Annotated in this window: 24 protein-coding genes and 1 pseudogene; 10 read left to right on the top strand and 15 right to left on the bottom strand. The window is 65.7% G+C overall.

Annotated features, from left to right (window positions below; translation table 11 throughout):
• Window positions 1-38 precede the first annotated feature (38 nt).
• From DEA8626_RS21440 to pyk, 9 genes and pseudogenes are all read right to left on the bottom strand, one after another.
• Window positions 39-488 carry a YtoQ family protein gene (locus tag DEA8626_RS21440; protein WP_245890914.1) on the bottom strand — a complete coding sequence of 150 codons (450 nt, stop codon included), beginning with the start codon at window positions 486-488 and terminating at the stop codon, window positions 39-41.
• A gap of 57 nt (window positions 489-545) precedes the next feature.
• A pseudogene (locus tag DEA8626_RS21435) lies at window positions 546-950 on the bottom strand (GNAT family N-acetyltransferase); the annotation flags it as partial.
• 3 nt (window positions 951-953) lie between these two features.
• Complete coding sequence (gene pheT / locus DEA8626_RS16780) at window positions 954-3,371, bottom strand: phenylalanine--tRNA ligase subunit beta (RefSeq protein WP_108854369.1); 2,418 nt, start codon at window positions 3,369-3,371, stop codon at window positions 954-956.
• A complete protein-coding gene (locus DEA8626_RS16775; protein WP_146188894.1) occupies window positions 3,368-3,859 on the bottom strand; it encodes a hypothetical protein in 492 nt (163 codons plus the stop codon). Before DEA8626_RS16775 ends, pheT begins: the two co-directional genes overlap by 4 nt.
• A gap of 38 nt (window positions 3,860-3,897) precedes the next feature.
• A complete protein-coding gene (gene pheS / locus DEA8626_RS16770) occupies window positions 3,898-4,971 on the bottom strand; it encodes a phenylalanine--tRNA ligase subunit alpha (RefSeq protein ID WP_438502446.1) in 1,074 nt (357 codons plus the stop codon).
• Window positions 4,972-5,111: 140 nt separating this feature from the next.
• Complete coding sequence (gene rplT, locus DEA8626_RS16765) at window positions 5,112-5,474, bottom strand: 50S ribosomal protein L20 (RefSeq protein WP_108854366.1); 363 nt, start codon at window positions 5,472-5,474, stop codon at window positions 5,112-5,114.
• A gap of 12 nt (window positions 5,475-5,486) precedes the next feature.
• A complete protein-coding gene (gene rpmI, locus DEA8626_RS16760) occupies window positions 5,487-5,687 on the bottom strand; it encodes a 50S ribosomal protein L35 (protein WP_108854365.1) in 201 nt (66 codons plus the stop codon).
• 236 nt (window positions 5,688-5,923) lie between these two features.
• Window positions 5,924-6,148: a hypothetical protein gene (locus DEA8626_RS16755; RefSeq protein ID WP_108854364.1), complete on the bottom strand. Its 225-nt coding sequence runs from the start codon at window positions 6,146-6,148 to the stop codon at window positions 5,924-5,926.
• Between the two features lie 34 nt (window positions 6,149-6,182).
• Window positions 6,183-7,631, bottom strand: coding sequence for a pyruvate kinase (gene pyk / locus DEA8626_RS16750; protein WP_108854363.1), 1,449 nt, complete (start codon window positions 7,629-7,631; stop codon window positions 6,183-6,185).
• Window positions 7,632-7,764: 133 nt separating this feature from the next.
• On the opposite strand from pyk, the gene DEA8626_RS16745 reads away from it, so the two are divergent.
• The 4 genes from DEA8626_RS16745 to DEA8626_RS16730 all read left to right on the top strand — a co-directional run bounded on the left by DEA8626_RS16745 (window position 7,765) and on the right by DEA8626_RS16730 (window position 10,270).
• On the top strand, window positions 7,765-8,508 hold the full coding sequence (locus tag DEA8626_RS16745) for an N-formylglutamate amidohydrolase (protein WP_108854362.1): 744 nt from the start codon (window positions 7,765-7,767) through the stop codon (window positions 8,506-8,508).
• Between the two features lie 16 nt (window positions 8,509-8,524).
• Window positions 8,525-8,845 (top strand): DUF1244 domain-containing protein, encoded by a 321-nt coding sequence (locus DEA8626_RS16740; protein WP_108854361.1) that lies wholly within the window; start codon window positions 8,525-8,527, stop codon window positions 8,843-8,845.
• A gap of 86 nt (window positions 8,846-8,931) precedes the next feature.
• Entirely contained in the window at window positions 8,932-9,243 is a 312-nt protein-coding gene (locus DEA8626_RS16735) for an ArsR/SmtB family transcription factor (RefSeq protein ID WP_108854360.1), read from the top strand.
• A complete protein-coding gene (locus tag DEA8626_RS16730) occupies window positions 9,236-10,270 on the top strand; it encodes a permease (protein WP_108854359.1) in 1,035 nt (344 codons plus the stop codon). The genes DEA8626_RS16735 and DEA8626_RS16730 overlap by 8 nt, the downstream gene beginning before the upstream one ends.
• Here the strand turns inward: DEA8626_RS16730 and DEA8626_RS16725 are convergent.
• On the bottom strand, window positions 10,241-11,155 hold the full coding sequence (locus DEA8626_RS16725) for a LysR substrate-binding domain-containing protein (RefSeq protein WP_108854358.1): 915 nt from the start codon (window positions 11,153-11,155) through the stop codon (window positions 10,241-10,243). The two genes, DEA8626_RS16730 and DEA8626_RS16725, sit on opposite strands and share 30 nt — an antisense overlap.
• A 98-nt stretch (window positions 11,156-11,253) precedes the next feature.
• Between DEA8626_RS16725 and DEA8626_RS16720 the strand changes: the two genes are divergently transcribed.
• Both DEA8626_RS16720 and trhA read left to right on the top strand, forming a co-directional pair.
• Window positions 11,254-12,039: a HalD/BesD family halogenase gene (locus tag DEA8626_RS16720; RefSeq protein ID WP_108854357.1), complete on the top strand. Its 786-nt coding sequence runs from the start codon at window positions 11,254-11,256 to the stop codon at window positions 12,037-12,039.
• A gap of 224 nt (window positions 12,040-12,263) precedes the next feature.
• A complete protein-coding gene (trhA, locus tag DEA8626_RS16715) occupies window positions 12,264-12,914 on the top strand; it encodes a PAQR family membrane homeostasis protein TrhA (protein ID WP_108854356.1) in 651 nt (216 codons plus the stop codon).
• Between the two features lie 19 nt (window positions 12,915-12,933).
• Here trhA and DEA8626_RS16710 read toward each other — a convergent pair whose 3' ends face one another.
• The 3 genes from DEA8626_RS16710 to DEA8626_RS16700 form a co-directional block, all read right to left on the bottom strand.
• Entirely contained in the window at window positions 12,934-13,800 is an 867-nt protein-coding gene (locus DEA8626_RS16710; RefSeq protein ID WP_108854355.1) for a D-amino-acid transaminase, read from the bottom strand.
• A gap of 65 nt (window positions 13,801-13,865) precedes the next feature.
• Window positions 13,866-14,831, bottom strand: a complete 966-nt coding sequence (dgcA, locus tag DEA8626_RS16705) for an N-acetyl-D-Glu racemase DgcA (protein WP_108854354.1) — start codon at window positions 14,829-14,831, stop codon at window positions 13,866-13,868.
• 43 nt (window positions 14,832-14,874) lie between these two features.
• Window positions 14,875-18,330, bottom strand: a complete 3,456-nt coding sequence (locus tag DEA8626_RS16700) for a chromosome segregation SMC family protein (RefSeq protein WP_108854353.1) — start codon at window positions 18,328-18,330, stop codon at window positions 14,875-14,877.
• A gap of 155 nt (window positions 18,331-18,485) precedes the next feature.
• On the opposite strand from DEA8626_RS16700, the gene DEA8626_RS21725 reads away from it, so the two are divergent.
• Entirely contained in the window at window positions 18,486-19,421 is a 936-nt protein-coding gene (locus DEA8626_RS21725; RefSeq protein ID WP_108854352.1) for a GNAT family N-acetyltransferase, read from the top strand.
• Between the two features lie 104 nt (window positions 19,422-19,525).
• The gene (locus DEA8626_RS16690) at window positions 19,526-20,083 is read left to right on the top strand and encodes an NADPH-dependent FMN reductase (protein ID WP_108854351.1); all 558 of its coding nucleotides are present in this window, start codon (window positions 19,526-19,528) and stop codon (window positions 20,081-20,083) included.
• On the opposite strand, the gene DEA8626_RS16685 is transcribed toward DEA8626_RS16690, so the two are convergent.
• A complete protein-coding gene (locus DEA8626_RS16685) occupies window positions 20,080-21,123 on the bottom strand; it encodes an NAD(P)/FAD-dependent oxidoreductase (RefSeq protein WP_108854350.1) in 1,044 nt (347 codons plus the stop codon). The genes DEA8626_RS16690 and DEA8626_RS16685 overlap by 4 nt on opposite strands.
• 45 nt (window positions 21,124-21,168) lie before the next feature.
• On the opposite strand from DEA8626_RS16685, the gene mnmC2 reads away from it, so the two are divergent.
• The gene (mnmC2, locus tag DEA8626_RS16680) at window positions 21,169-21,855 is read left to right on the top strand and encodes a tRNA (5-methylaminomethyl-2-thiouridine)(34)-methyltransferase MnmC2 (protein WP_108854349.1); all 687 of its coding nucleotides are present in this window, start codon (window positions 21,169-21,171) and stop codon (window positions 21,853-21,855) included.
• Entirely contained in the window at window positions 21,852-22,757 is a 906-nt protein-coding gene (locus DEA8626_RS16675; protein WP_108854348.1) for a DMT family transporter, read from the top strand. Before mnmC2 ends, DEA8626_RS16675 begins: the two co-directional genes overlap by 4 nt.
• Here DEA8626_RS16675 and dapA read toward each other — a convergent pair.
• The gene (dapA, locus tag DEA8626_RS16670) at window positions 22,754-23,629 is read right to left on the bottom strand and encodes a 4-hydroxy-tetrahydrodipicolinate synthase (RefSeq protein WP_108854347.1); all 876 of its coding nucleotides are present in this window, start codon (window positions 23,627-23,629) and stop codon (window positions 22,754-22,756) included. The two genes, DEA8626_RS16675 and dapA, sit on opposite strands and share 4 nt — an antisense overlap.
• Window positions 23,630-23,727 lie beyond the last annotated feature (98 nt).

Here is a 23,727-nt window from a genome sequence, read left to right as displayed (position 1 = left end):
GCTTGCCAGAAGCAGCCCCCCCGGCCAAGCCTGCGGCCTTAGCCGGGCAACTTGCCCGTCAGCACATAGCGTAGGATATCGACGACCTGGCGCGGCTCCTCGGCCACGGCGAGAGCCGCTGCATCGACTTCTTTCAGCGCATGGGCATGGCTGGACCCGTGGAGCACGACCAGCGATTTTCCAAGTGCGGCGGCATAGCCCGCATCGAAGGCCGCGTTCCACTGCTTGTACTGATCGCCGAACCGCACCACCACGACATCCGCCTCCGCGATCGCCTTCCGTGTCCGGATCGCATTTACCTTGGCGCCCTTGTGGTCGTGCCAGAACTTCTGGTCCTCCGCCCCGAGGATCGCCACCCCGCAATCGTCCGAGGCCGCGTGATCCGTCACCGGCGACGAAAACTCCACATCGAGCCCCTTCGCCCCCGCGACAATCTGCTCGCGCCAGTCGGTGTGGATTTCGCCCGAGAGATAGACCTTCAGTGTCATGCAACCCTCCTTCCAATCTGCCGCCAACGCCTTCCGCATGAAGACGCGGTTTCCTTCCGATCCGCTCACTTCCCAGCCAAGCCGCCGGTAGAGGGTGACATTCTCGGGCAGATCAACATGGGTCGCCAGCCGAAACTCCGCCACGCCGTCGCGGCCAACCGCTTCCTCCGCCGCAGCGATCAGCGCCCGCGCAATGCCCCTGCCTTGCAGCCGCGGATCGACGGCGAGGTTGGCGAGGTGCGCGTACCGAGGGTGCGGCACGACGACGATCCCGCCCACGATCCGGCCGCCGGCCTCGGCGATCCAGACGAGATTGCGCTCAATATCCGCATCGAGGCCCTCCGCGACATCCGGCAGGTCGATACCGCGCCGCAGGATCGGCGCATAGGCCGCCTTGACGCAGGCGGTCAGGCCGGACCCGTCCTCGGGCCGCGCAGGGCGTATGGTCCAGCCCGCCGCCATCGCCTAGCTGCGCAGCACCCCGCCTGTCGCCTTCGCGACCTTCTCGACTATCTTCGCCGAAACCGCCTCGATCTCCTCGTCGGTCAGCGTCTTGTCGCGCGGCTGCAAGCGCACGGTGATGGCGAGCGATTTCTTCCCCGCCCCCATCTGCGCCTCGGCCTTCGCGCCCGAGAACTCGTCGAAGACGGACACGCCTTCGATCAGCGCCTTGTCCGCGCCCTGCGCCGCGTTCACCAGCGTCAGCGCCTCGACGCCCCTGTCCACGACGAAGGCGAAATCGCGCTCCACCGCCTGCAGGTCGGAGATCGCCAGCGCCGGGCGCGTCGCGGATTTCGCCTTCGGGAAGGGCACCGCCTCGACATGGACGGTGAAGGCCACCGCCGGCCCCTTCACGTCCATCGCGCGCAGCACCTTCGGATGGACCTCGCCGAACGCGCAGAGCGCATTCGGCCCCAGCGCCATCACGCCCGACCGTCCGGGATGCCACCAGCCCTCGACCTTGCGGTTGATCTGCATCCTCGCGGGCGCGCCCAAAGCCGCCAGCACCGCCTCGGCATCCGCCTTCGCATCGTAAAGATCGACCGCCCGGCGCGATCCGTAGGGATCGCGCGCCGCCGAGGCGCCGACCAAGAGCCCCGTCGCCACCAGCGCCTGCTCGCCCGGCTCGCCACCGGCAAAGACCGGGCCGACCTCGAAAAGCGCCACGTCGGTGAAGCCCCGCGCCTGGTTCCTGGCCGCCGCCTGCAGGAGCCCCGGCAGAAGGTCAGGCCTCATATGCGTCATCTCCGAAGAGATCGGGTTTTCCAGCCGCGTCGCCTCGGCGCCGCCACCGAACATCGCAGCACTGCCCGCGTCGATGAACGAATAGGTCACGCATTCGTTGTAGCCCAAGGCCGCCAGCACCCGTCGCGCCGCCTTCTCGCGCATCTGCATCGGCGTCAGGATCGGCTTCGGCACGCCCGGCTTGGCGCGCCGCATCGGCTTGCCCTCAAGCTTCGTCAGGGACGCGATCCGCGCCACCTCCTCGACCAGATCGGCCTCGCCCTGCACGTCCGGCCGCCAGGACGGCGGCGCGGCCATGTCGCCCTTGAGCGTGAAGCCCAAGGCCTCCAGCGTCCCCCGCTGCTCGCCCTCGGGAATGTCCATGCCGACGAGGCGCACCACCTTCTTCGCATCGAACCGGTAGGCGCGCGCGTCATCCGGCACCGCGCCGTCCACCACGACCTCCGACGCCTCGCCGCCGCAAATCTCCAGGATCATCCGCGTCGCCTGTTCCAGCCCCGGCAGGGTGAAGTCCGGGTCCACCCCGCGCTCGAACCGGTAGCGCGCGTCGGAGTGGATCTTCAGCGCGCGGCCCGTCGCGGCGATCACGATCGGCGTCCAGTAGGCCGACTCGAGGAAGACGTTCACCGTCTCCTCGGTGCAGCCCGACGGCTCGCCGCCCATCACGCCGGCGATGCTCTCGGGTCCCTTGTCGTCGCCGATCACCATCATCCCCGGCTCGAACCGGTAGGTCTTCTCGTCGAGCGCCAGAAGCTCCTCGCCGCCCTCCGCCGGATAGATGCGCAGATCGCCCGCCACCTTGTCCGCGTCGAAGACGTGCAAGGGCCGGTTCTGGTCATAGGTGAAGAAGTTCGTGATATCGACGAGCGCCGAGATCGGCCTGAGCCCGATCGCCTTCAGCCGCCGCTGCAACCAGGCGGGCGACGGCCCGTTCTTCACCCCCCGGATCACCCGACCTGTGAAGAGGGGACAGCCGTTCTCCTTCAGGCTCGCGTCGATCACCACGCCGATCGGGCTCTTGAACGCGCCGTGCACCGGCTCGATCGCCTGCGGCTTCAGCACCCCGAGCCCCCGCGCCGCGAGGTCGCGGGCGATCCCCCGGACGCCCAAAGCATCGGGCCGGTTCGGCGTGATCGCGATGTCGATCGTCGGGTCGTTGAGCCCGCGATAATCGATGAACCGCTCGCCGAGGGGCGCATCCTCCGGCAGGTCGATGATCCCCTCGTGATCGTCCGAGATCATCATCTCCCGCTCGGAACAGAGCATCCCGTTACTCTCGACCCCCCGGATCACGCCGGGCTTCAGGTCCACCCCCGTCCCCGGAATATGCGTGCCCACGGGCGCGAAGACCCCGACCATCCCCGTCCGCGCATTCGGCGCGCCGCAGACGACCTGCACCTCCTCCATCCGGCCCCCCGGCCCGTCCGGATAGGTCGCGACCCGACAGAGCCTGAGGCGATCCGCATCGGGATGCTGCTTCGCCTCGATCACACGGGCTATGCGGAACGCGCCGAGCGTGTCGGCGGGGTTCTCGACCCCCTCGACCTCGAGCCCGAGATCGGTGAGCGCGTATGTGATCTCGTCGAGCGAGGCCTCGGTTTCGAGATGGTCTTTCAGCCAAAAGAGGGTGAATTTCATATGCTCTGCCCCCGCGATTTTGCGTTATTGCAGTCGTCACGCATCATGCTGGCGAGTGTCTCTAGTTTATTTCGAAGGTCGAGAACTTCCTGCGGGCTGCTTTGATCCTGAAACTCTGGGTCAGTGTATCGAACAACCTGCATTAAATATGGCTTAGCCGCCGCGATTATCTCGTCAGTGCCGTAGATCATCAAAGACTGATACGCTTCGCGGTATCGCGCGGTTTCGGCATCCTTCGTGGGGTCATCAGCGTCGCTGCAGTGAACAGCTAGAAGTTGTTCAGCCGCTGCGATGAACTCACGGTATACTTTGCGACACTCCAGTAAGACGGCTTCGCTACGATCCACCTTCCTTTGCCAACCGTAGGCAAAGAAACCGATGATCGCTGCCAGGATGGCCGCGAACAGTGTTACCGTCTCTCGTGTTAGCCCTTTCGCGACGGCGAGCCCGACGACAAAACCCAAAAGCAGCAGAATTGCCGAGCGCATCTTCGGCTCATTCCACACAGCCTTAAATTCTGAGAAGTTCACCTACTCAACCCCCCGGCCACCGTCGGCATATCCAGCGCCGCGAAGCCGTAATGCCTGAGCCACCGAAGATCGCTCTCGAAGAACGCCCTGAGATCCGGAATCCCGTATTTCAGCATCGCCAGCCGGTCGATGCCGAGCCCGAACGCAAAGCCCTGCCATTCGTCGGGGTCCACCCCCGCCGCTGCCAGCACCTTCGGATGGACCATGCCGGAGCCCAAAATTTCCATCCAGTCGTCCCCCTCACCGATCTTCAAGGACCCGCCGGCCCACGAACAGCGGATATCGACCTCGGCCGACGGCTCGGTGAACGGGAAATGCGAGGCGCGGAAGCGCAGCTCCACCCCCTCCACCTCGAAGAACGCGCGGCAGAACTCCTCCAGGACCCATTTCAGGTTCGCCATCGAGATGTCGCGGTCGATCGCCAGCCCCTCGACCTGGTGGAACATCGGCGTGTGCGTCTGGTCCATGTCCATCCGGTAGACCCGCCCCGGCGCGATGATGCGGATCGGCGCGCCATGCGTCTGCATCGACCGGATCTGCACCGGCGAGGTATGGGTCCGAAGCACATGCGGCGGCCGGTTGTCGCCCTCCGCGCGCGCCATGTAGAACGTGTCCATCTCCTGCCGCGAGGGGTGCTCGGGCGGGATGTTGAGCGCGTCGAAATTGTACCAGTCCGACTCGATCTGCGGCCCCTCGGCCACCGCGAAGCCCATATCCGCGAAGATCGCCGTCACCTCCTCGGTGACCTGGCTGATCGGATGCACCGTGCCCTGCCGCCGCGGCCGCCCCGGCAGCGTGACGTCGAGCCACTCGGCCTTCAGCCGCTCGTCGAGCGCCGCATCGCCCAGCGCCGCCTTCTTCGCCCGCAAGGCCGCGTCGATCTCGTCCTTCAGCCGGTTCAGCGCCTGCCCCGCCGCCTGCCGCACGGCCGGGTCCATCTGCCCCAGCTCGCGCATCTTCAAGGATATCTCGCCCTTCTTGCCGAGCGCCGCGACGCGCAGCTCCTCGAGCGCCGCCTCGTCGCCCGCCTCGGCGATGCCGCCCAGATACCGCTCCTTCAGCGCGTCCAATCCGTCCATCTCATCCTCCGGACCATCCGGCCTTCTGCTACCCACGGCGCCCCGCCATTGCAAGGCGCCAAAGAAAAACCCCGCGAAGGCCCTTCAAGGCCACTCGCGGGGTTCTGACTGTCCCTCTTGCGGAGAGAGTGTTACGCGAGCGCGGCCTTCGCCTTTCCGACGATGGCCTCAAACGCCGCGGGTTCGTGCACGGCGAGATCGGCGAGGACCTTGCGGTCGACCTCGATCCCGGCGCGGCCGAGCGCGTTGACGAAACGCGAATAGGTCATGTCGGCGTCGATCGCCCGGACCGCCGCGTTGATCCGCTGGATCCAGAGCGCGCGGAAGTTGCGCTTGCGGGTCTTACGGTCGCGGGTGGCGTACTGGTTCGCCTTGTCCACCGCCTGGGTGGCAACACGGAAATTCGTGCCCCGGGCGGCGTAATAGCCCTTGGCCTTCTTGATGATCTTGCGGTGACGGGCGTGGGTGACGACGCCGGATTTAACGCGAGCCATGTGTCTGTCTCCTCAGCGGTCGTAGGGCATGTATTTCTTGACGATCTTCGTATCCGCGTCGCTCAGCACCATGGTGCCCGTCGCCTTGCGGATGAAGTCCGTCGAGCGCTTGATCATGCCGTGACGCTTGCCGGCGACACCGGACTTGACCTTGCCAGTCGCGGTCATCTTGAACCGCTTCTTGGCGGCCGATTTGGTCTTCATCTTGGGCATTTCCATCTCCGTATCAGACGTTAACGCGCGACTCGGCAATGCCACTTGGCCGGCCCCGCTGGATATGAGAGGCGCCCTATAGCCGGGCGGGAGGGGTTTGGCAAGGGCCGGGCGCGGCTGCGGGCCGCGGGGCGATCGCGTCCCGACACCTGTCGGGACGGATGCCATACGCTTGCCGGACGGGGGCGGTACGCGAACCCGACGCCTCGAAGCCGCGCCCGAACGGCCCCGGCCGCTCAGCGGACGATATCGGCGATCACCCGCATGACGACGTCGGGGATATCATCCGGCCGGTAGCCTACCGGATTGGTCACGTAGGCGGCCACGATCATCGCGCCCCCCATCGCGGCCAAAGCCACCGCCCCCCTCATGGGCCGGTCGCTCGAAAATGCCGAAATCACGACAGGCACTGCGAGCAGCATCATGAATATCCCGAAGACCAGCAGAAGATCGCTGTCCATGCGCGACGCTCCAGTTCACCTGTTACGAGCGCGATTATTCGGGATCGGTGCGGAAAATCAACCTTTCGTCGCAGGGGGCGACGCGAAGGATATTGGTTGTGCCCGTGACGTTGAAGGGCACGCCCGCAGTGACAACGATCTGGTCGTTCTCGGTGGCGAAGCCGTATTGCCGAGCCGCGCGGGCGGCGTTCACGACCGCCATCTTGAAGCGGTCGATGATATCGTCGCTCAGGACGCAGTGGACGCCCCAGGTAAGGCAGAGCCGGCGCGCCGTCGCCGCGACGGGGGTGAGCGCGATGATCGGCACGTTCGGACGCTCGCGCGCGACAAGGCTCGCAGTCGTGCCGGACTGCGTGAAGCAGCAGATGGCGTGGATGTTGGTTGCCTCGGCAATCTCGCGCGCCGCAGCGACGATGCCGTCGGCCACGGTCTCGCGTCTCACCCGCCGGCTGGCCTCGATGACTTCGCGGTAGATCGGATCAGCCTCGACGGACTTGGCGACGCTGTCCATCGTCGTCACCGCCTCGACCGGATACTGGCCCGCCGCGCTCTCGGCCGACAGCATCACTGCGTCGGCGCCCTCGTAGATCGCGGTGGCGACGTCCGAGACCTCCGCCCGCGTGGGCATCGGGCTTTCGATCATCGATTCCAGCATCTGGGTCGCGACGATCACGGGTTTGGCCGCGGCGCGCGCGCCGCGGACAAGCTGCTTCTGGATCGGCGGCACCGAATGCACCGGCAGTTCAACGCCAAGATCCCCGCGCGCGACCATGATCCCGTCGGAGGCCTGCAGGATCGCGGGGTAGGCCTTGACCGCGGCGGGTTTCTCGATCTTCGACATGATCGCGGCACGGCCCTTGACCAGTGCGCGCGCCTCCTCGACATCCGCCGGGCGCTGAACAAATGACAGGGCGAGCCAGTCGACCCCAAGCGAGCAGGCGAATTCGAGATCTGCCTTGTCGCGGTCCGACAGTGCTGCGAGCGGGAGGACGACATCGGGCACGTTCACGCCCTTGCGGTTGGAGATCGTGCCGCCCGTGGTCACCGTGCAACTGGCGAAATCGGCCCCGCATTCGTCGACCTTCAGCCGTATCTTTCCGTCGTTGACCAGAAGCCTCGTGCCCGCCTCGAGCGCGGCGAAAATCTCCTCGTGCGGCAGACAGACACGGTTTGCATCGCCTTCGGCGGGATCGAGATCGAAGCGGAACTTCTGCCCTTCAGCAAGCTCCTCCTCGCCGTTCGCGAATGTGCCGACGCGCAGCTTCGGGCCTTGCAGGTCGGCGAGGATCGCTATCGGGCGGCCGGTATCGGCCTCGACCTTGCGGATGTTCGCATGGCGGGCGGCCTGCTCTTCGTGGCTGCCGTGGCTCATGTTCAGCCGGAACACGTCTGCGCCTGCCTCGAACAGCGCGCGGATCGTGTCGTAGTCGCTCGACGAGGGTCCCAGGGTCGCGACGATCTTGACGTTACGCAGCCGCCTCATGCTCGAAATCCCCCGTTCTGTTTGCGCTATCAGATTGCCCGGGCGTGTATGACCGAAAACGCCTGCCTCGGCAACTGGCGCTTTCCGTCCGCCTCGGCTAAGTGAGGTTCGATTAGCGAATGATGACAGGCGCATGACGCACAAGCCCTACGAGATCGTCGGTAAGGACCGCCCTGCACGCTGGCTCGTGACCTGCGATCACGCCACGAACCGCGTGCCCGACTGTATCGGGGGTGGCGCGCTCGGGATCGCGCCCGCGGACATGGACCGCCACATCGCGTACGATATTGGCGCCGCGGGCGTCACGCACCGGCTGGCCGAGCGCCTGAACGCGCCCGCGATCCTCTCGAAGTTCTCGCGCCTAGTCATCGACCCAAACCGGGGCGAGGATGACCCGACGCTGGTCATGAAGCTTTACGACAGCACGGTGATCCCCGAGAACCGCGCAGTGGACGCGGCCGAGACGAAACGACGGCTCGACGCCTTCTACCGGCCCTATCACGACGCGCTCGAATATCTCGCTGCCCGCCGCACCGACACTGTGATCTGCGCCGTCCACAGCTTCACGCCGCGGCTGTTCGGCCGCTCTGACCGTCCCTGGCAGATCGGTATCCTCTACTCCCATGTCGATCCACGTCTCGCGCTGGCGCTTCTCGACCGGCTCAGGGCTGAACCCGGTCTCGTGGTCGGAGAGAACGAACCCTATGGCGGCCATCTCGATGGTGACTCGATCGATCGGCACGCGCTCAGACCCGGCCGCCCGAATGTGCTGATCGAGATTCGCCATGATCTGATCCGGACCGAGGACGGCCAGATCGCCTGGGCCGACCGGCTGGCCCCCATTCTTGAAGAGGTCCTCTCGGCCACCAATCTCTGACCCTAAGGAGGATTGCATGGACGACCAAACCCGCACCGAGATCGAGGCAGCCGCCTTTCGCACGCTGCGCCGACACCTGATGGAGAAGCGCGCCGACGTGCAGAACATCGATCTGATGAATCTCGCCGGATTCTGCCGCAACTGCCTGGCGCGCTGGTATCAGGAAGCGGCGAACGAACGCGGCATCGTGATGTCGAAGGAAGAGGCGCGCAAGATCTACTACGGCATGCCCTATGAAGAATGGAAGGCGCAGAACCATGCCGAGGCGGATTCAGACAAGAAAGCCGCCTTTGATGTCGCGTTCCGAGAAAATGTCGGCGAGCAAAAGAAGGGCTGAGGCGACGCCGGGTGGCAGTTCCTTGAGGGCTTGACGACACGTTTGTATCTATTATTCTAGAAATATGGATATAATCGAGACTCTCGATGAGAGCTGATACGGCCGCCGCGGGATTTGCGGCAATGGGGTCCGAAGCGCGCCTTAGTGTTCTCCGAACGCTCGTTCGCGCGGGCGAAGAGGGCCTTATCGTGGGTCATATCCAGGCACGCACGGGTATCGCGCCGTCCACGCTTAATCATCATTTGAGAAGCCTCTCCGAGGCAGGGCTCATTATCCAGGAACGCGACGGACGCTCGGTCATCAACAGGGCGAACTATGTCCAGCTCGAGGCGCTGGCGGGATTTATCCTCAGCGAATGCTGCGCGGACGCGGAAAGCAAGGCGGTGACGCATGGCTGACGTGGCAGGCGGCGGGGCGCCGCAATCCGGGATCGGCCACAGATGGCTTCTTACGCCGTGGACGATCGTCGTCCTCGCGCCCCTTCTCGTCGCGGCTTTCGACCCTGCACGATTTGGTACGGTCACAAGTTTCGCAGCCCGCGCTTTCGCGGGCACCCTGCCCTACATAGCCTTCGCAGTCGTCCTGATCTCCGCGCTGAAGGCCGCGGGCGCCGAACGCATGATCGCTGATGCGTTCAAGGGTCGCGAGGTCCGCATGATCGTACTCGCCGCTCTTTTCGGCGGGCTCGCGCCATTCTGCTCGTGCGAGGTGATCCCATTCGTCGCCGGACTTCTTGCGCTTGGCGCACCGCTCTCCGCCGTCATGGCCTTCTGGCTCTCATCGCCGCTCATCGACCCGCCGACCCTTCTTATCACCGCGGCCGCGCTCGGCTGGCCCTTCGCGATCGCCAAAGCGGTTTCGGCAGTGGCGCTCGGCCTGTTCGGCGGATTCGTGACCCGCGCGCTGATTGGGGCGGGGATGTTCGGCGACGCGATCAGGCCCTTTTCCCAGGGCGGCTGCGGCTGCGGCCCCTCTCCGCTATCCGGTCGGCCTGCCTGGCGCTTCTGGACCGATCCCGCGCGCAGGCATGTCTTCGGACGGGAATTCGGCCACAACGCGCTCTTTCTCGTCAAATGGCTCGCGCTAGCCTACGTACTTGAAGCGCTGCTCGTCACCTACGTTCCCGCCGATCTCATCGCCAGCGCGGTGGGCGGCGAAGGGCTCGGATCCATCGCCGTCGCCGCTCTCGTCGGGATGCCTGCCTATCTCAACAGCTATGTCGCTCCGCCGCTTCTCGCCGGTCTTACGGAACAGGGGATGAGCGCGGGAGCTGCCCTCGCCTTCATGGTCGCGGGTGCTGTCAGCTCGATCCCGGCGATGGCGGCGGTATGGTCGCTGGTGCACAAGCCGGTCTTCGCGGCCTATATCGGGCTCGGCCTTACGGGCGCCATCCTGTCAGGCGCGATCTTCCAAGCCATCATCTGATCCCTCCACTGCCCTCGCTTTCAGATGCGCGATGAGCGCCCTGAGCGAGGGCTTGCGCTGAAGCGCATGTGGCCAGACGAGCACGTAGTCCCAGGACATCGTGAGCGCGCCCGGATTGGCCAGAACAAGGCACCCCGACCCAATCTCGCCGCCCGCGATGCGTTCGGGAACAAGCGCGACCCCCAGCCCCGCCCGGGCCGCAGCGACGGCGAAGCTGGTCGTTCCGACATTGAGCCCCGCGCGAAGTTCGGGGCGGCGCGACAGCCCTTTCGATGCGAACCATGCGGCCCAAGAGGGCTGCGTGGCATAGGCCGGGCCCCAATTGGTATGGATAAAGGCGCCGTCGGGCAGGTGCTTGAGCCCGCATTCGGGCGCCGCGAAACCCGGTGCCGCGACGGGTACCAGCCGGTCACGAAACAGCGTCTCCGCGTGGTGGTCAGGATAGGCATGCGCACCATAGGTGATGCGTAAATCGACCCCGTCGCGGGCGAAGATCACAGGGTCCTCTTCAATCCGGACCTCGACTCCGCCAAGGCCGTCGAAACCCCTGAGCGCTGGTGCGAGAAAGAGCTCGGCGACCGAAGGCAGCACCGAAACGATGAGCCGAGCGCGGTCGCGACCGGACATGAGTTCGGCGGTGACCGCCGCAAGCTCGCCAAGGGCCGCCTCGATCCGGGGATAGATCGCGCGGCCAGCATCGGTCAGCGCGATGCGGTTGCCCTGCCTCAGAAACAGCCGCTTGCCGAGATGCACCTCAAGCGCCTTGACCTGCTGGCTAACGGCGGCAGAGGTGACACCCAACTCCGCGCCGGCCTGCACAAAACTGCCGGATCTTGCCGCGACCTCGAAGGCGCGAATCGCATTGAGGGGCGGGGGAGCTGACATGACTTTCCGAAAGTTTTTCTTATGCTCCGCGAAAATTCCTCCCGTTGCAATAGAGGCCGCGGCGCGCCACGCTTGTCCGGCTATCTGGGGACCGCATCATGCAGGACATTCTCGACCTCGACCGCTATCCGCTCGACAGGCCCGGCTCGGCCCGCTGGGACGCTCTCGTCGCACGCGCCCGCACAGATCTGGCGCGTGACGGCATGTTCAACCTCGAAGGTTTCCTCCGGTCGGGGGCGCGGGACGCCGCCGTGGCCGAGCTCGCGCCCCGGTTCGAGAGCGACAGTTTCACCCATGCCCGCCGACACAATATCTACTTCCAGAAATCGGTTCCGGGACTTGCGCCCGATCATCCAGCACTGCGCATGTTCGAGACCCGGAACCGCACGCTCTGCGGCGACCAGATCGGCCCGGTCGTCACCCGGCTATACGAATGGCCGGGCTTCGCCCGCTTCCTCGCCGCGGCCATGGGCAAGGACGCGCTTTACACGATGGACGATCCGCTCGCCCGCGTGAACGCGATGGCCTACGGCGAGGGCGAGGCGTTGAACTGGCATTTCGACCGGTCGGAATTCACGACCACGCTTCTCTTGCAGGCGTCTGACGCGGGCGGCGCGTTCGAGTATCGGTCCGATCTGCGGAGCGATACTGAGCCGAACTACGACGGTGTCGCGCGACTTCTCGCGGGCCAGGACCCGGATTGCCGGTCGCTCGCCCTCGCGCCCGGGACGCTCAATGTCTTCAGGGGGAGAAACACGGCGCATCGCGTGACGCCCGTAAGAGGCGAGCAGTCGCGCATCATCGCTGTCTTTTCGCTCTACGAACGCCCCGGCGTGCAGTTCACCGAAGAAGAACGGATCGGGTTTTACGGGCGCGCCGCCTGACCTGCCAAGGCCTGGGCGGTGCGGACCGGTCCTCGGTCTGGCAGAGCGCAGGGTCGCCGCGCGCAGGCAATTTACCGCTTCCGACCGATGTGTATTGCAATGGAGAAGTTCCGTTTGTCGCGTGCGTTCTACCGGGATGTCGCAATCGGTTCGCGATCGGACACGGTGAATTGACATTCGCACTTTGGAATGGCCGGCACCCTGATGGTACACTCGGTCCCAAGATGCCGCTGCTTGACCAAAGGTCCGACTATTCCCGCGCCGAGCGTGTCTCAGACGCGGTGATCCATGCGTCGGGCCTGGCGGTAGTGCTGATCGCGGTTCCGATCCTGATCGCGGTCACGGCCGTCCTGCGCGGCGATTTCACCGCGATGTTTGCAATATCGGTCTATGGCACGGCGCTTTTCGCGATGATCCTCTTCTCCGCGTTGTACAACCTGATCCCACATCCGGGCTGGGCGGGGCTTCTGAAGCGGCTCGACCATTCGGCCATCTACGTGAAGATCGCGGGCACCTACACGCCCTTCACGCTTCTGTCGGGCCAGGGCGGCTGGCTCTTGGCGGGCGTCTGGGGTGCTGCGCTCGCTGGGGTCGGGATCAAGATCGTCGCGCCAGATCGTTTCCGCATGGCTAGCCTGGCGCTCTATCTCGGCATAGGCTGGGCCGGTGTCATGGCTGGGGGCGCGTTCTTCGCAACGCTCTCCACACCGGTGATCGCGCTGATTGCGGTGGGTGGCCTTCTTTATACTGCCGGCGTCGCCTTCTACCTGTTCGAGAGGTTGCCGTTCCACTACACGATCTGGCACGTCTGCGTGCTTGCGGCGAGCCTCGTCTTTTACGCAGCGGTCACCGTGCAGGTTGTCCAAAGCGCGTGAACACCGCCGGCCCATCGCCTCATATCGCGGCCTTTCGGCTTTCCTCGAGATAGATTTCCCGCATCCGCTTCGCGACCGGCCCCGGCTTCCCTTGTCCGAGCATCGCGCCGTCGATTTCCACGACCGGCATCACAAAGGCCGAAGCGGAGGTCACGAAGGCTTCGTCCGCGCACTTTGCCTCCTCGACCGTGAAGGCGCGTTCCTCGACCGCCATCTGCGCCTCCTTGGCGATGCGCAGCACGGCGGCGCGCGTGATGCCGTGAAGGATGTCCTCCGACAGGTGCCGGGTGATGATCTTGCTGCCCTTCACGATGTAGGCGTTGTTGGACGTGCCTTCGGTCACTACGCCATCTTCCTCGACGAACCAGGCATCATCGCAGCCCGCCTTCTTGGCCATCATCTTGCCCATCGAGGGGTAGAGAAGCTGCACCGTTTTGATGTCACGCCGCCCCCAGCGGATGTCCGGAATGGAGATCACCTTCATTCCAACCTGCGCTGCCGGATTGTCGGCCAGACCCGGCTTCGATTGGGTGAAAAGGACGATGCCCGGCCTCACCTTTTCCGGATCGGGGAACACGAAGTCCCGATCGCCCGGATTGCCGCGCGTGACCTGAAGATAGATGAGCCCATCCTCGATCCCGTTCCGCGCGACCATTTCGCGATGGATCGCCAGCAACTCCTCGTGGCTCACCGGGCTAGCCATGTCCAGTTCAGCGAGCGACCGCGCCAGCCGCGCCGCATGCCCGTCGAAGTCGATGAGTTTGCCGTCGAGCACGCTCGTCACCTCATAGACCGCGTCAGCCATGAGAAATCCGCGGTCAAAGACGGAGATCTTCGCCTCCTCTTCGGAGACGTATTCTCCGTTCACGTAGACGATGCGGCTCATGGCGGTATCTCCCGATGCGGTCGCGGACTCATCCTGCGTTGCGCGGGCGAGGTCAAGTCTCGAGCTCAACCCCAAAGCGCCGCCTCGGGCGGGTGGAGAAGCGAATCGTCGTAACGCAGCGCATTGGCCCGGTCGCGCGCCAGGAGGAGCGGGCCGTCGAGGTCGACGACCTCGGCCCCCTGAGCGACCAGCACCGCCGGCGCCATCGCGAGTGACGAGCCGACCATGCAGCCGACCATCACGCCGAATCCCTCCGCCCGCGCTGCATCGCGAAGCGCCAGAGCTTCGGTCAGCCCGCCCGTCTTGTCGAGCTTGATGTTGACGAGGTCGTATTTGCCGCGGAGGCCTGCAAGCGAGGCGCAGTCGTGACAGCTTTCGTCGGCGCAAACGGGCACGGGGCGCGGGATGTCCCCCAACGCGTCGTCCGCGCCCGCCGGAAGCGGCTGTTCGACCAGCGCGACGCCAAGCGCTGTAAGATGCGGCGCAAGCTCGGCATAGGCTTCCGCCGTCCAGCCTTCGTTCGCATCAACGATGATGCGCGACGCTGGCGCGCCCTGTCGCACGGCCTCGAGCCGCGCCATGTCGCCGTCGGCCCCAAGCTTGATCTTCAGGATCGGGCGGTGCGCCTGACGCCCTGCCGCCGCACGCATGCGCTCGGGCGTGTCGAGCGAAAGCGTGAACGCGGTCGTCAGGGGAACTGGCACGGGCAAACCGGCGATATCCCAGACGCGGCGACCCAGCTTCTTCGCCTCGATATCCCAAAGCGCGCAATCGACCGCGTTGCGCGCTGCGCCGGCAGGCAGCAGGTCTTGGAGCCGTTCGCGGGTAACGTCGGCGGGAAGTCCGGCGATCAGAACGGCCACGCTCTCGGTGCTTTCACCATAGCGCGCATAGGGGACGCATTCGCCCCGTCCGACAACGCCGTCCTGCCGCACCGTGACGGTGAGCACGCGCGCCTTTGTGCGCGAGCCGCGGGCAATCGTGAAGGGTTCGGCGAGTGGAAAATCGTCCGTCGCGACTTCGATTGTCATGTCACGTCTCGCAGTCAGGCGAGGCGCCCGGTTTTATTGCCGTTCAGGCGACCAGCGCCTCGGCCTTCTTCAGATCGACGCTGACAAGCTGGCTCACGCCCTGTTCGGCCATCGTAACCCCGAACAGCCGGTCCATGCGCGCCATCGTCACCGCGTGGTGGGTGATAATCAGGAAGCGAGTGTCTGTGCGCCGCGTCATCTCGTCCAGCAAGTCGCAGAAGCGGGTGACGTTGGCATCGTCCAAGGGCGCGTCGACCTCGTCGAGCACGCAGATCGGCGCGGGATTCGCAAGGAAGACCGCGAAGATCAGCGCGAGCGCCGTCAGGGTCTGCTCCCCGCCCGACAGGAGCGAGAGTGTCGAGAGCTTCTTGCCCGGCGGCTGGCACATGATCTCAAGGCCGGCCTCAAGCGGGTCGTCGCTTTCCACCAGAACGAGGTTTGCTTCGCCGCCGCCGAAGAGGTGGGTGAAAAGCAGCCGGAAGTTGCTGTTCACCTGCTCGAACGCGGTCAGCAGGCGTTCGCGCCCCTCGCGGTTCAACCCGGCGATGCCTGAACGAAGCTTCTTGATCGCCTCTTCGAGGTCAGCCATCTCGACGACAAGATTGTCGTGCTCCTCCTGTACCTCCTTGGCGTCCTCCTCGGCGCGCAGGTTCACCGCGCCCAAGGCGTCGCGCTGCCGGCGCAGGCGCTGGACGTCGTTGTCGAGCGCTTCGGCGGTGGGCATCTTCTCGGGATCGGCGTCAAGGCTTTGCAGCAGAGCTGCCGGCTCCCGCTCCGTCTCGTCGCGGATGCGTTCGGCGGCGGCTGCTACGCTTTCGCGCGCCGCATCGGCACGGGCCTCGGCCCGGGCGCGCGCCTCGCGCGCCTCTGAGGCGGCACGTTCGGCCTCGCGTTCGGTGTCAGTGGCCTTGCGGAGCGCCGTCTCTGCCTCTGCGAGCCGGTCTGCGGCGGCGCGGCGGCGCATTTCCGCCTTGTCGATCGCCTCAGCGAGTTCCTCCCGCTTGACCGCGATCTCTGCGGGCGCGGCGGACGCCTCCTCCAATTCCGCCTCGCTCGCCTCCTTGCGCTCTGCAAGCTCGGCGCTGCGCTTCTCGGCTGTCTCGAGGCGATGCCGCCAGCCCGAGACTTCCTTGGCTATCTCCTGGCGCCGCCTGGTCCGCGCCTCGCCTTCGCGTCGGACCTCGTCATGGGCAGAGCGCTTGGCAAGCATGGTCATCCGCGCCGCCTCGACGGTCAGCTTAACGTCTTCGACCTCGCCGCGCGCGGTGTCGAGATCGGGCAGCGCGTTGACCGCAGCCTCCGCCTCCTTGAGCTGGCCACGGGCGGACAGGGCCTCTTCCTCATGCCGCGCCACGGCGAGACGTGCGCTTTCCAGCTTGCCGGCGGCGATCGAGCGATCCGCTTCGGCCTTGGACAGCGCGCGCGACGCTTCCGCCATGCGCCTGTCCGCCTCGCGGCGGGCCTCGCGCGCGGCGCGGTCGGCCTCCGTTGACTCGGCCAAGAGTCTGGTCAGATGCTCATGCGCCTGTTTCGCACCATCCGCTCGCGCTTGGACCTGTTCGAGGTCGTCCTTGAGCTCGACCAGACGGTTGAGCTGCTGAAGGCGTAGGGCCGCTGCAGTCGGCGCGTCCTCCGCGCCTGCCCGGAAGCCGTCCCAGCGCCAGAGATCGCCTTCCTGCGACACGAGCCGCTGACCCGGTTTCAGCAGCGGCTGCAGCTGCGCGCCATCGGTCCTGTCCACGAGCCCGATCTGGCCGATCCGGCGGGCGAGGACTTCGGGCACGGTGACATGGTTCGACAGTGCCGAAACGCCGTCGGGCAGGGTCTGGCCCTGCGGATAGCCGGGCAGGACAGCCCAGCCCGAGACGGCCCCGGGGCCGACCTCGGGCGCGCGCAAGTCGTCGGCGAGCGCGGCGCCGAGCGCCTTCTCGTAGCCTTTCTTCACCTCGACTCGGTCAAGAATCTGGCTGCCGGACGCCGCCTCACGCTCCACCAGCTTCATAAGTGCGCCCGCCTCGGCCTTGAGCGCGCCCGCCTCGCCCTCGGTCTCCGAGCGCGCCGCCCGCGCCTCGGCTTCCCTTGACTGCGCGTCGGTCCGCGCCTCGTCGGCGGCTGCGAGCGCGGCTTCCGCCTCTTCGGCGGCCTTCTGCGCCCCGGTCTGTGCGGCCTGCGCGGCAGAGAGATCGTCGGACGCCTTGGTCAGCGCCGCCTCCGCCTCGGTCGCAGCCATATTGGCGCGCCCGGCCTCGGTCTCGTTCTTGTCCAGCGTGGCGCGGCTGTCTGTGAGCAACCGGTGCGCGGACTGGTGCCGGGCGGAAAGGCGCGCAACGTCCTCGGTCAGTTCGGACAGCGCAGCCTCGCGGTCGGAGAGGATGCGCGCGGCCTCCTGCGCGGCGTCCAGAGCATCGGCGAGGCGCGATTCATGGCCTTCCGCCGCCTTCGCGATCTCGGCTTGCTCCCAATCGAGCCGCTCGATGGTTTCGCCAGCGTCGCGGTTCAGCCCCGCTTCGCGCTCCATGTCGCGGGAAAGCTGCTCGATCCGGCCCTTCAGCGTCTCGATGGTCTGGAGCGCGCGGGCTTCCTGATCATTGAGAGTGTCACGGCTGACCTGAAGCCGCTGGAGAACCGCCGCCGCCACGGCCTCTTCCTCGCGGAGGGGCGGCAGGGCTTCCTCGCGCGCGCCCCGCGTCTTGGCCGCCGACCGGGCCGCGGTCTCGGCCTGGGCGGCAAGCTTGGTCCGCTCGGTCAGGTCGGCTTCGGCGGTGGCGCGCGCCTGATCTGCCTCGCGCCAGCGGCGGTAGAGCAGCATCCCCTCGGCCCGCCGCAGTTCCTCGCCGATCTCGCGGTAGCGCGCGGCCTGCCGCGCCTGCCGGGCGAGTTGAGTGAGCTGGCTCGCGAGCTGCTCCACGACATCCTCGACCCGCGCGAGGTTCAGCTCGGTCGCGTTCAGCTTCAGCTCCGCCTCATGACGGCGCTGGTAGAGTCCTGAAATGCCGGCCGCCTCTTCGAGGATGCGGCGACGGTTCTTCGGCTTCGCATTGATCAGTTCCGCGATCTGGCCCTGCCGCACAAGCGCGGGCGAATGCGAGCCAGTCGAGGCGTCGGCGAACAGCATCTGCACGTCGCGCGCCCGCACATCCTTGGTGTTGGCCTTGTAGGCCGATCCCGCGTCGCGCGTGATCCGGCGCACAATTTCGAGTTGATCCTGATCATTGAACCCCGACGGCGCGAGGCGTTCTGTATTGTCGATCGTGATCGACACTTCGGCGAAGTTTCGCGCGGGGCGGGTGGCGGCGCCCGCGAAGATCACGTCCTCCATGCCGCCACCGCGCATCGCGGTCGGGCGATTTTCGCCCATCACCCAGCGCAGGGCCTCAAGAAGGTTCGACTTGCCGCACCCGTTCGGACCCACGACTCCCGTCAGCCCGTCGTGGATCAATAGATCCGTCGGGTCCACGAAGCTTTTGAAGCCGTTCAGTCTGAGCCGCGTGAAACGCACGTCGGGGGCCTTCCAATGATTCCTCCGGGTTTGCAATCCTTGGGCGGAAGGAGCCTTGAGTCAATGCTTCCACCCCGCATATCGCGCCCATAGCGGAGTTTTCCACAAGATATCGGACAAAATATCCGGAATCTCCGCACTACCAACGTTCTTGAATGACATCCGCCGCTGCGGAGTTGAACTTGACCGCGTCACGGCGCACACGCCAGACTGCGGGTATTCCGGCATGCGGGAGACAGGCTTTGGACGGCGGATCGGGGCGGTGCCTCTGCGGTGCGGTGCGCTACGCTTTTCAGGGTGCGCCCAACTGGCAGTCCCACTGCCATTGTGAAAGCTGCCGTCGCGCGACCGCCTCGCCCTTCACGAGCTTTCTCGGTGTCAGCCTCACGTCCTTCCGCTGGACCGGCGCTCTGCCCGCCAAATACGAATCCTCGCCCGGAACCCAGCGCTACTTTTGTGCCGTATGTGGAACACCCATGGCATATCAGAGCCCTGAGCGCAGCGCAGAAATCGACCTCTACGCGGCAACGCTCGACGATCCTGCCGCCTACCAGCCGACGCAGCACGTTCACTGGAACGAACGCCTTCCCTGGCTGCAGATCGCCGACGGATTGCCGGTCCGGCGCACGCCTCGGCGGATGAGCGAGACGGACGACCCGGCGCCAGTTCTGGCTTTGGTGCGTGAGGCTTTCGCCTATATGGACGGCGTCATCGATCCGCCCTCATCCGTGCACCAACTGACGGCGGAGGCTATGGCGCGGCAGCTCCGCGAAGGGGAAGTCTGGACGCTCGCCGAGGCGGGAGATCCGGTCGCCTGTATCTTTCTAGTGCCCGAGGCTAAGCGGCTGTATATCGGCAAGCTCGCGGTGGCGGAGGGGTATCGCGGTCAGGGGCTCTGTCGGCAATTGATCAGGCTTGCCGAACAGCGCGCGGCCGAACTCGGTGTCGACCGGCTGGAGTTGCAGGGCCGGGTGGAGCTTGTCGCAAACCACGCCGCCTTCGCAGCGATGGGGTTCAAAAGGACCGGCGAACGCGCGCATCCGGGTTTTGACCGGCCAACATCCTTAACATTCACGAAAATCCTGCGTTGAGGCACAAACCTTCTGCGCGCCGGTGAAGGTTGCGCCGCCCGGAAGAGCTTACTAGGTCTTACATTGCACGCAACCGCAGGCATCGCCCCAAAATCGGAGGTTCCATGTCCCGACCCGTATTGTTCGGCATCGCCGGCGCACTCCGCGCCGGATCGACGAACCGCAAGCTGATCCGCGAAGCCGCGCGGCTCTTCGGACCGGCCGAGTTCCGTGAAGCGAACCTGCGCCTGCCGCTCTACGACGGGGATATGGAAGATGCCGAGGGGATTCCCGCGCCAGTCGCAAAGCTTGCCGCCGGCGTCGCCGCGTCCGATGCAATCGTGATCTCGACACCCGAATACAACAGCATGCTTTCGGGGGTTCTGAAGAACGCGCTCGACTGGGTAAGCCGGACCGAGGGCAGGCCGTTCGAGGGCAAGCCTGTCGCGATCATCTCCGCCGCGGCTGGCCGGGCAGGCGGCGCGCGGTCGCAGTTTTCGCTGCGGCTGGCGCTGACGGGGTTCCGGCCGCGGATTCTGACCGGGCCGGAGGTGATGATCGCCAATTCGCGAAAGGCGTTCGACGAGAACGGACACCTGACGGACGAGCGGTCGATCTCGAAGCTGAAGTCGCTGATGGAGGCGTTGAGGGTGGAGGTCGAGCGCTTGGCCGAGCCGGTCTAGAGGCTGTCCTCCACCCGGAATCCTTTGGGGATATTGTCGCGGCCTTCCAGCACCAGATCGGCCATGACCTCCGCGACTTTCGGCGCCATTCCAAAGCCGATCTTGAAGCCGCCGTTGGCAACGTAATGTCCCGCCCGGTCGGGCCACGCCCCGAGCATCGGCGCGCGACTTTTCGCACGCGGCCGGACGCCAGCCCAGCGCTCGACGACCGGTGCATCACGGAGCACAGGGCAGATGGCGCGGGCCTTCTTGATCAACTCCTCTAGCTGATCGTCCACAGAGGTTCCCGCGGCGAAGTCACGCTCTGAGGTCGAGCCGACCGCGACTGTCCCATCGCCGTGCGGAACGATGTGAAGCCCTTCGGCGAAGATCTGGGGCCGATTTCGCGCGTTGCAGGCAAGAAGCGCGGCCTGTCCCTTCACACCGCTCCCGACGGGTCGCCCCAGATCGGCCGATAGATCGGCGAGTCCCTGAACACCCGTCGCCCAGATGACAGGCCCCAAACCGGAATTAGATTGCCCGATTTCCACCTTGCCCCCTTTTTTACGCATCGCAGCGGCAAGGGCCTCGCCCGCGCGGCGCGGATGAAGGCGCGCTGTGAGGTTGTCTTCGACGATCCAGCCCGTGAAGCTATTGAGTGCCCAGCCGTCATCAGTCGCGCGGACTACGCGCCACTCTGCCAGACCTTGCCAGAGCTGAGCTGCCTCCCCCGCCCGGGCGCGCGCCCGCTGCAACGCCTCGGCATCCGCAAGCGGCTGCCAGCGCCCCAGTCGGGCGTAACCCGGATCAATGCCGGATGCCGCAGCGATTTCGCCCCAGAACCCTTCCGCCAAAAGCAGGCTCTCTAGTTGGAACGCCTTTTTCGGATTCCAGCTCTCAGGCACGTGCGGTGCAAGCGCTCCGACGATGCCACCCGAGGAACCCGCGCCGATTCGATCACTCTCAACTAGGCGCACCGATGCGCCGCGACGGGTTAGCTCCCAAGCGATCGAGAGGCCGAAGATGCCGCCCCCCATCACTGTCACATCCGCGATTGCCATTAGCCTCGACCTTCGCCTATCTCGCGACCTATAGGGTTAGGACACATGCACACGAAGGACCAGATCGAACGGGTGACGTGGCGGGACGGCGCTGTGCCCGTCTCGACTCTATTCGAAGACACGTATTTTTCGCTCACTGACGGGCTGGCCGAGACGCGGCACGTCTTTCTGGAGGGGAATGCGCTGCCTGCGCGGTTCCGCGACGGGTTTCGTATTGCCGAGCTTGGTTTCGGCACCGGCCTGAACCTCATCGCAACGCTCATCGCGTGGCAGACCCACGGCGCGGCGGGCCGGCTCAGCTACACAAGCTTCGAAGCCTTCCCGATGCCCGCCGACGACATGGCGCGTGCGCTCGCGGCGTTTCCGGAGATTCACCCAGAGGCCGCGCCCCTTCTCGCGGTATGGACGACGGGCGCGCGACGCTTTGTGCTCGGCCCCGTGGATGTCGAGATCATCGAAGGCGACGCCCGCGACGCGCTGCCGGACTGGCAGGGACGTGCCGATGCCTGGTTCCTCGACGGCTTTTCGCCCGCGAAGAACCCCGAACTCTGGTCCGAGGTCGTCATGGCCGAGGTTGCCCGCCATACCACGCCAGGCGGAACATTGGCGACCTACACGGCGGCGGGATTTGTCCGGCGGGGCTTGCAGGCGGCAGGCTTTCAGATAGAGCGGGCGAAGGGCTACGGCCACAAGCGCCACATGACCCGCGGCATCCTCGGCGAGGCGACATGACCGACCACAACTTCCGCCTTGGCGCTATCCTGATGATCGCCACGAGCTTCGTTTTCGCGATGCAGGACGGCATCTCGCGGCATCTTGCGGGGGAATACAACGTCTACATGGTCGTGATGATCCGCTACTGGTTCTTCGCCGCCTTCGTGATCGCGGTGGCGTCGCGCAGGGCGGGCGGAATCACGAATGCCGCGCGGACACATTTCCCGATGGTCCAGATCTTTCGCGGCGTCCTGCTTGCCGCCGAGATCTGTGTCATGGTCACGGCCTTCACGATCCTCGGCCTAGTCGAAAGCCATGCCGTGTTCGCGTGCTACCCGCTTCTCGTGGCCGCGCTGTCCGGGCCGGTCCTTGGCGAAAAGGTTGGCTGGCGGCGCTGGACAGCGATCGGGATCGGGTTCGTCGGCGTGCTGGTGATCTTGCGACCCGGCTACACCGTCTTCTCGCCCGCAGCACTCATTCCCCTCATCGCGGCCTCGATGTTCGCGCTTTACGGTCTGCTGACGCGCTACGTTGCGCGCGGCGACCGATCTGCCGTCAGCTTCTTCTGGACGGGCGTTACCGGCGCGGTGGTGATGACCGCCGTCGGCCTTTTCTATTGGGAACCGATGCGTGCCACGGACTGGGTCTGGATGATGGTGCTGTGCTGCACGGCGGTGACCGGCCACTGGCTGATGATCCGCGCGCTTGAAGTTGCTGAGGCGAGTGCCATCCAACCCTTCGCCTATCTCCAACTCGTCTTCGCGTCGGCCCTGGGATTGACGGTGTTCGGCGAAACGCTGCAGACCAACGTCGTGATCGGCGCGGCGATCGTAGTGGCGTCGGGGCTCTTCACTCTCTGGCGTTCGCGTCAGAAAGACAGCCTGCCCCGCGCCGCCACGCCGCGTTCCGGACCATCCTAGTTCACAAGCCCAGCGTGACGCATCGCGGCATCGATGCGGGCCTTCGTCTCAGGCAGGAGAGTGGTCAACGGCATCCGCACCTCGTCAGAGCACATGCCGAGCTTCGCGAGCCCGTATTTCGCACCCGCAAGGCCCGGCTCGATGAAGATTGCCTCGTGCAAGGGCATCAGCCGGTCCTGGTAGTCGAGCGCCTTGGCGTAGTCGCCGGCCAGTGTCGCCTCCTGAAACTCGGCGCACAGCCGGGGCGCCACGTTCGCGGTGACGCTGATGCAGCCCACGCCGCCATGAGCGTTGAAGCCGAGCGCGCTCGCGTCCTCACCCGAAAGCTGGATGAAGTCGCGGCCGCAAGCGGCGCGCTGCTGGCTCACCCGCTCGATCTTGCCGGTCGCGTCCTTGACGCCGACGATGCGGGGAAGCTTCGCAAGTTCTCCCATTGTCTCCGGCGACATGTCCACGACCGAACGGCCGGGAATGTTGTAGATGATGATTGGCAGGTTGCTGGCGTCGTGCATCGCCTTGAAATGCGCGTAGAGCCCGCGCTGAGTCGGCTTGTTGTAATAGGGCGTCACGACCAGGGCGGCGTCCGCGCCGACGGCCTCGGCCTGGCGGATGAGGTAGATGCCCTCTTCCGTGCTGTTCGAGCCCGCGCCCGCGATCACCGGCACACGGCCGGCGGCGGCCTTGACCACCTCCTCGATCACCCGGACATGCTCTTCGTGCGAGAGCGTCGGGCTTTCGCCGGTGGTGCCGACGGGAACGAGACCGTGCGAACCCTCGGCGATATGCCACTCGACGAGCTTCTTGAGCGTGTCCAGATCCAGCTCGCCGTTTTTGAACGGTGTGACGAGGGCTGGGAAGGACCCTTTGAACATGACACGCTCCTTAGGTGGCTGGGGCGGAAACGCCCGTTGGAATCGCGCGGAACGTATAGGCAAGTGCCGTCATTGCCAAGTTTCCCTGTTGCGGGCGC

The sequence above is a fragment of the Defluviimonas aquaemixtae genome (assembly GCF_900302475.1).
Lineage (GTDB): Bacteria > Pseudomonadota > Alphaproteobacteria > Rhodobacterales > Rhodobacteraceae > Albidovulum > Albidovulum aquaemixtae.
The sequence above is the reverse complement of the archived record's forward strand: the minus strand, read 5'-3'. Positions and strand labels throughout refer to the sequence as shown.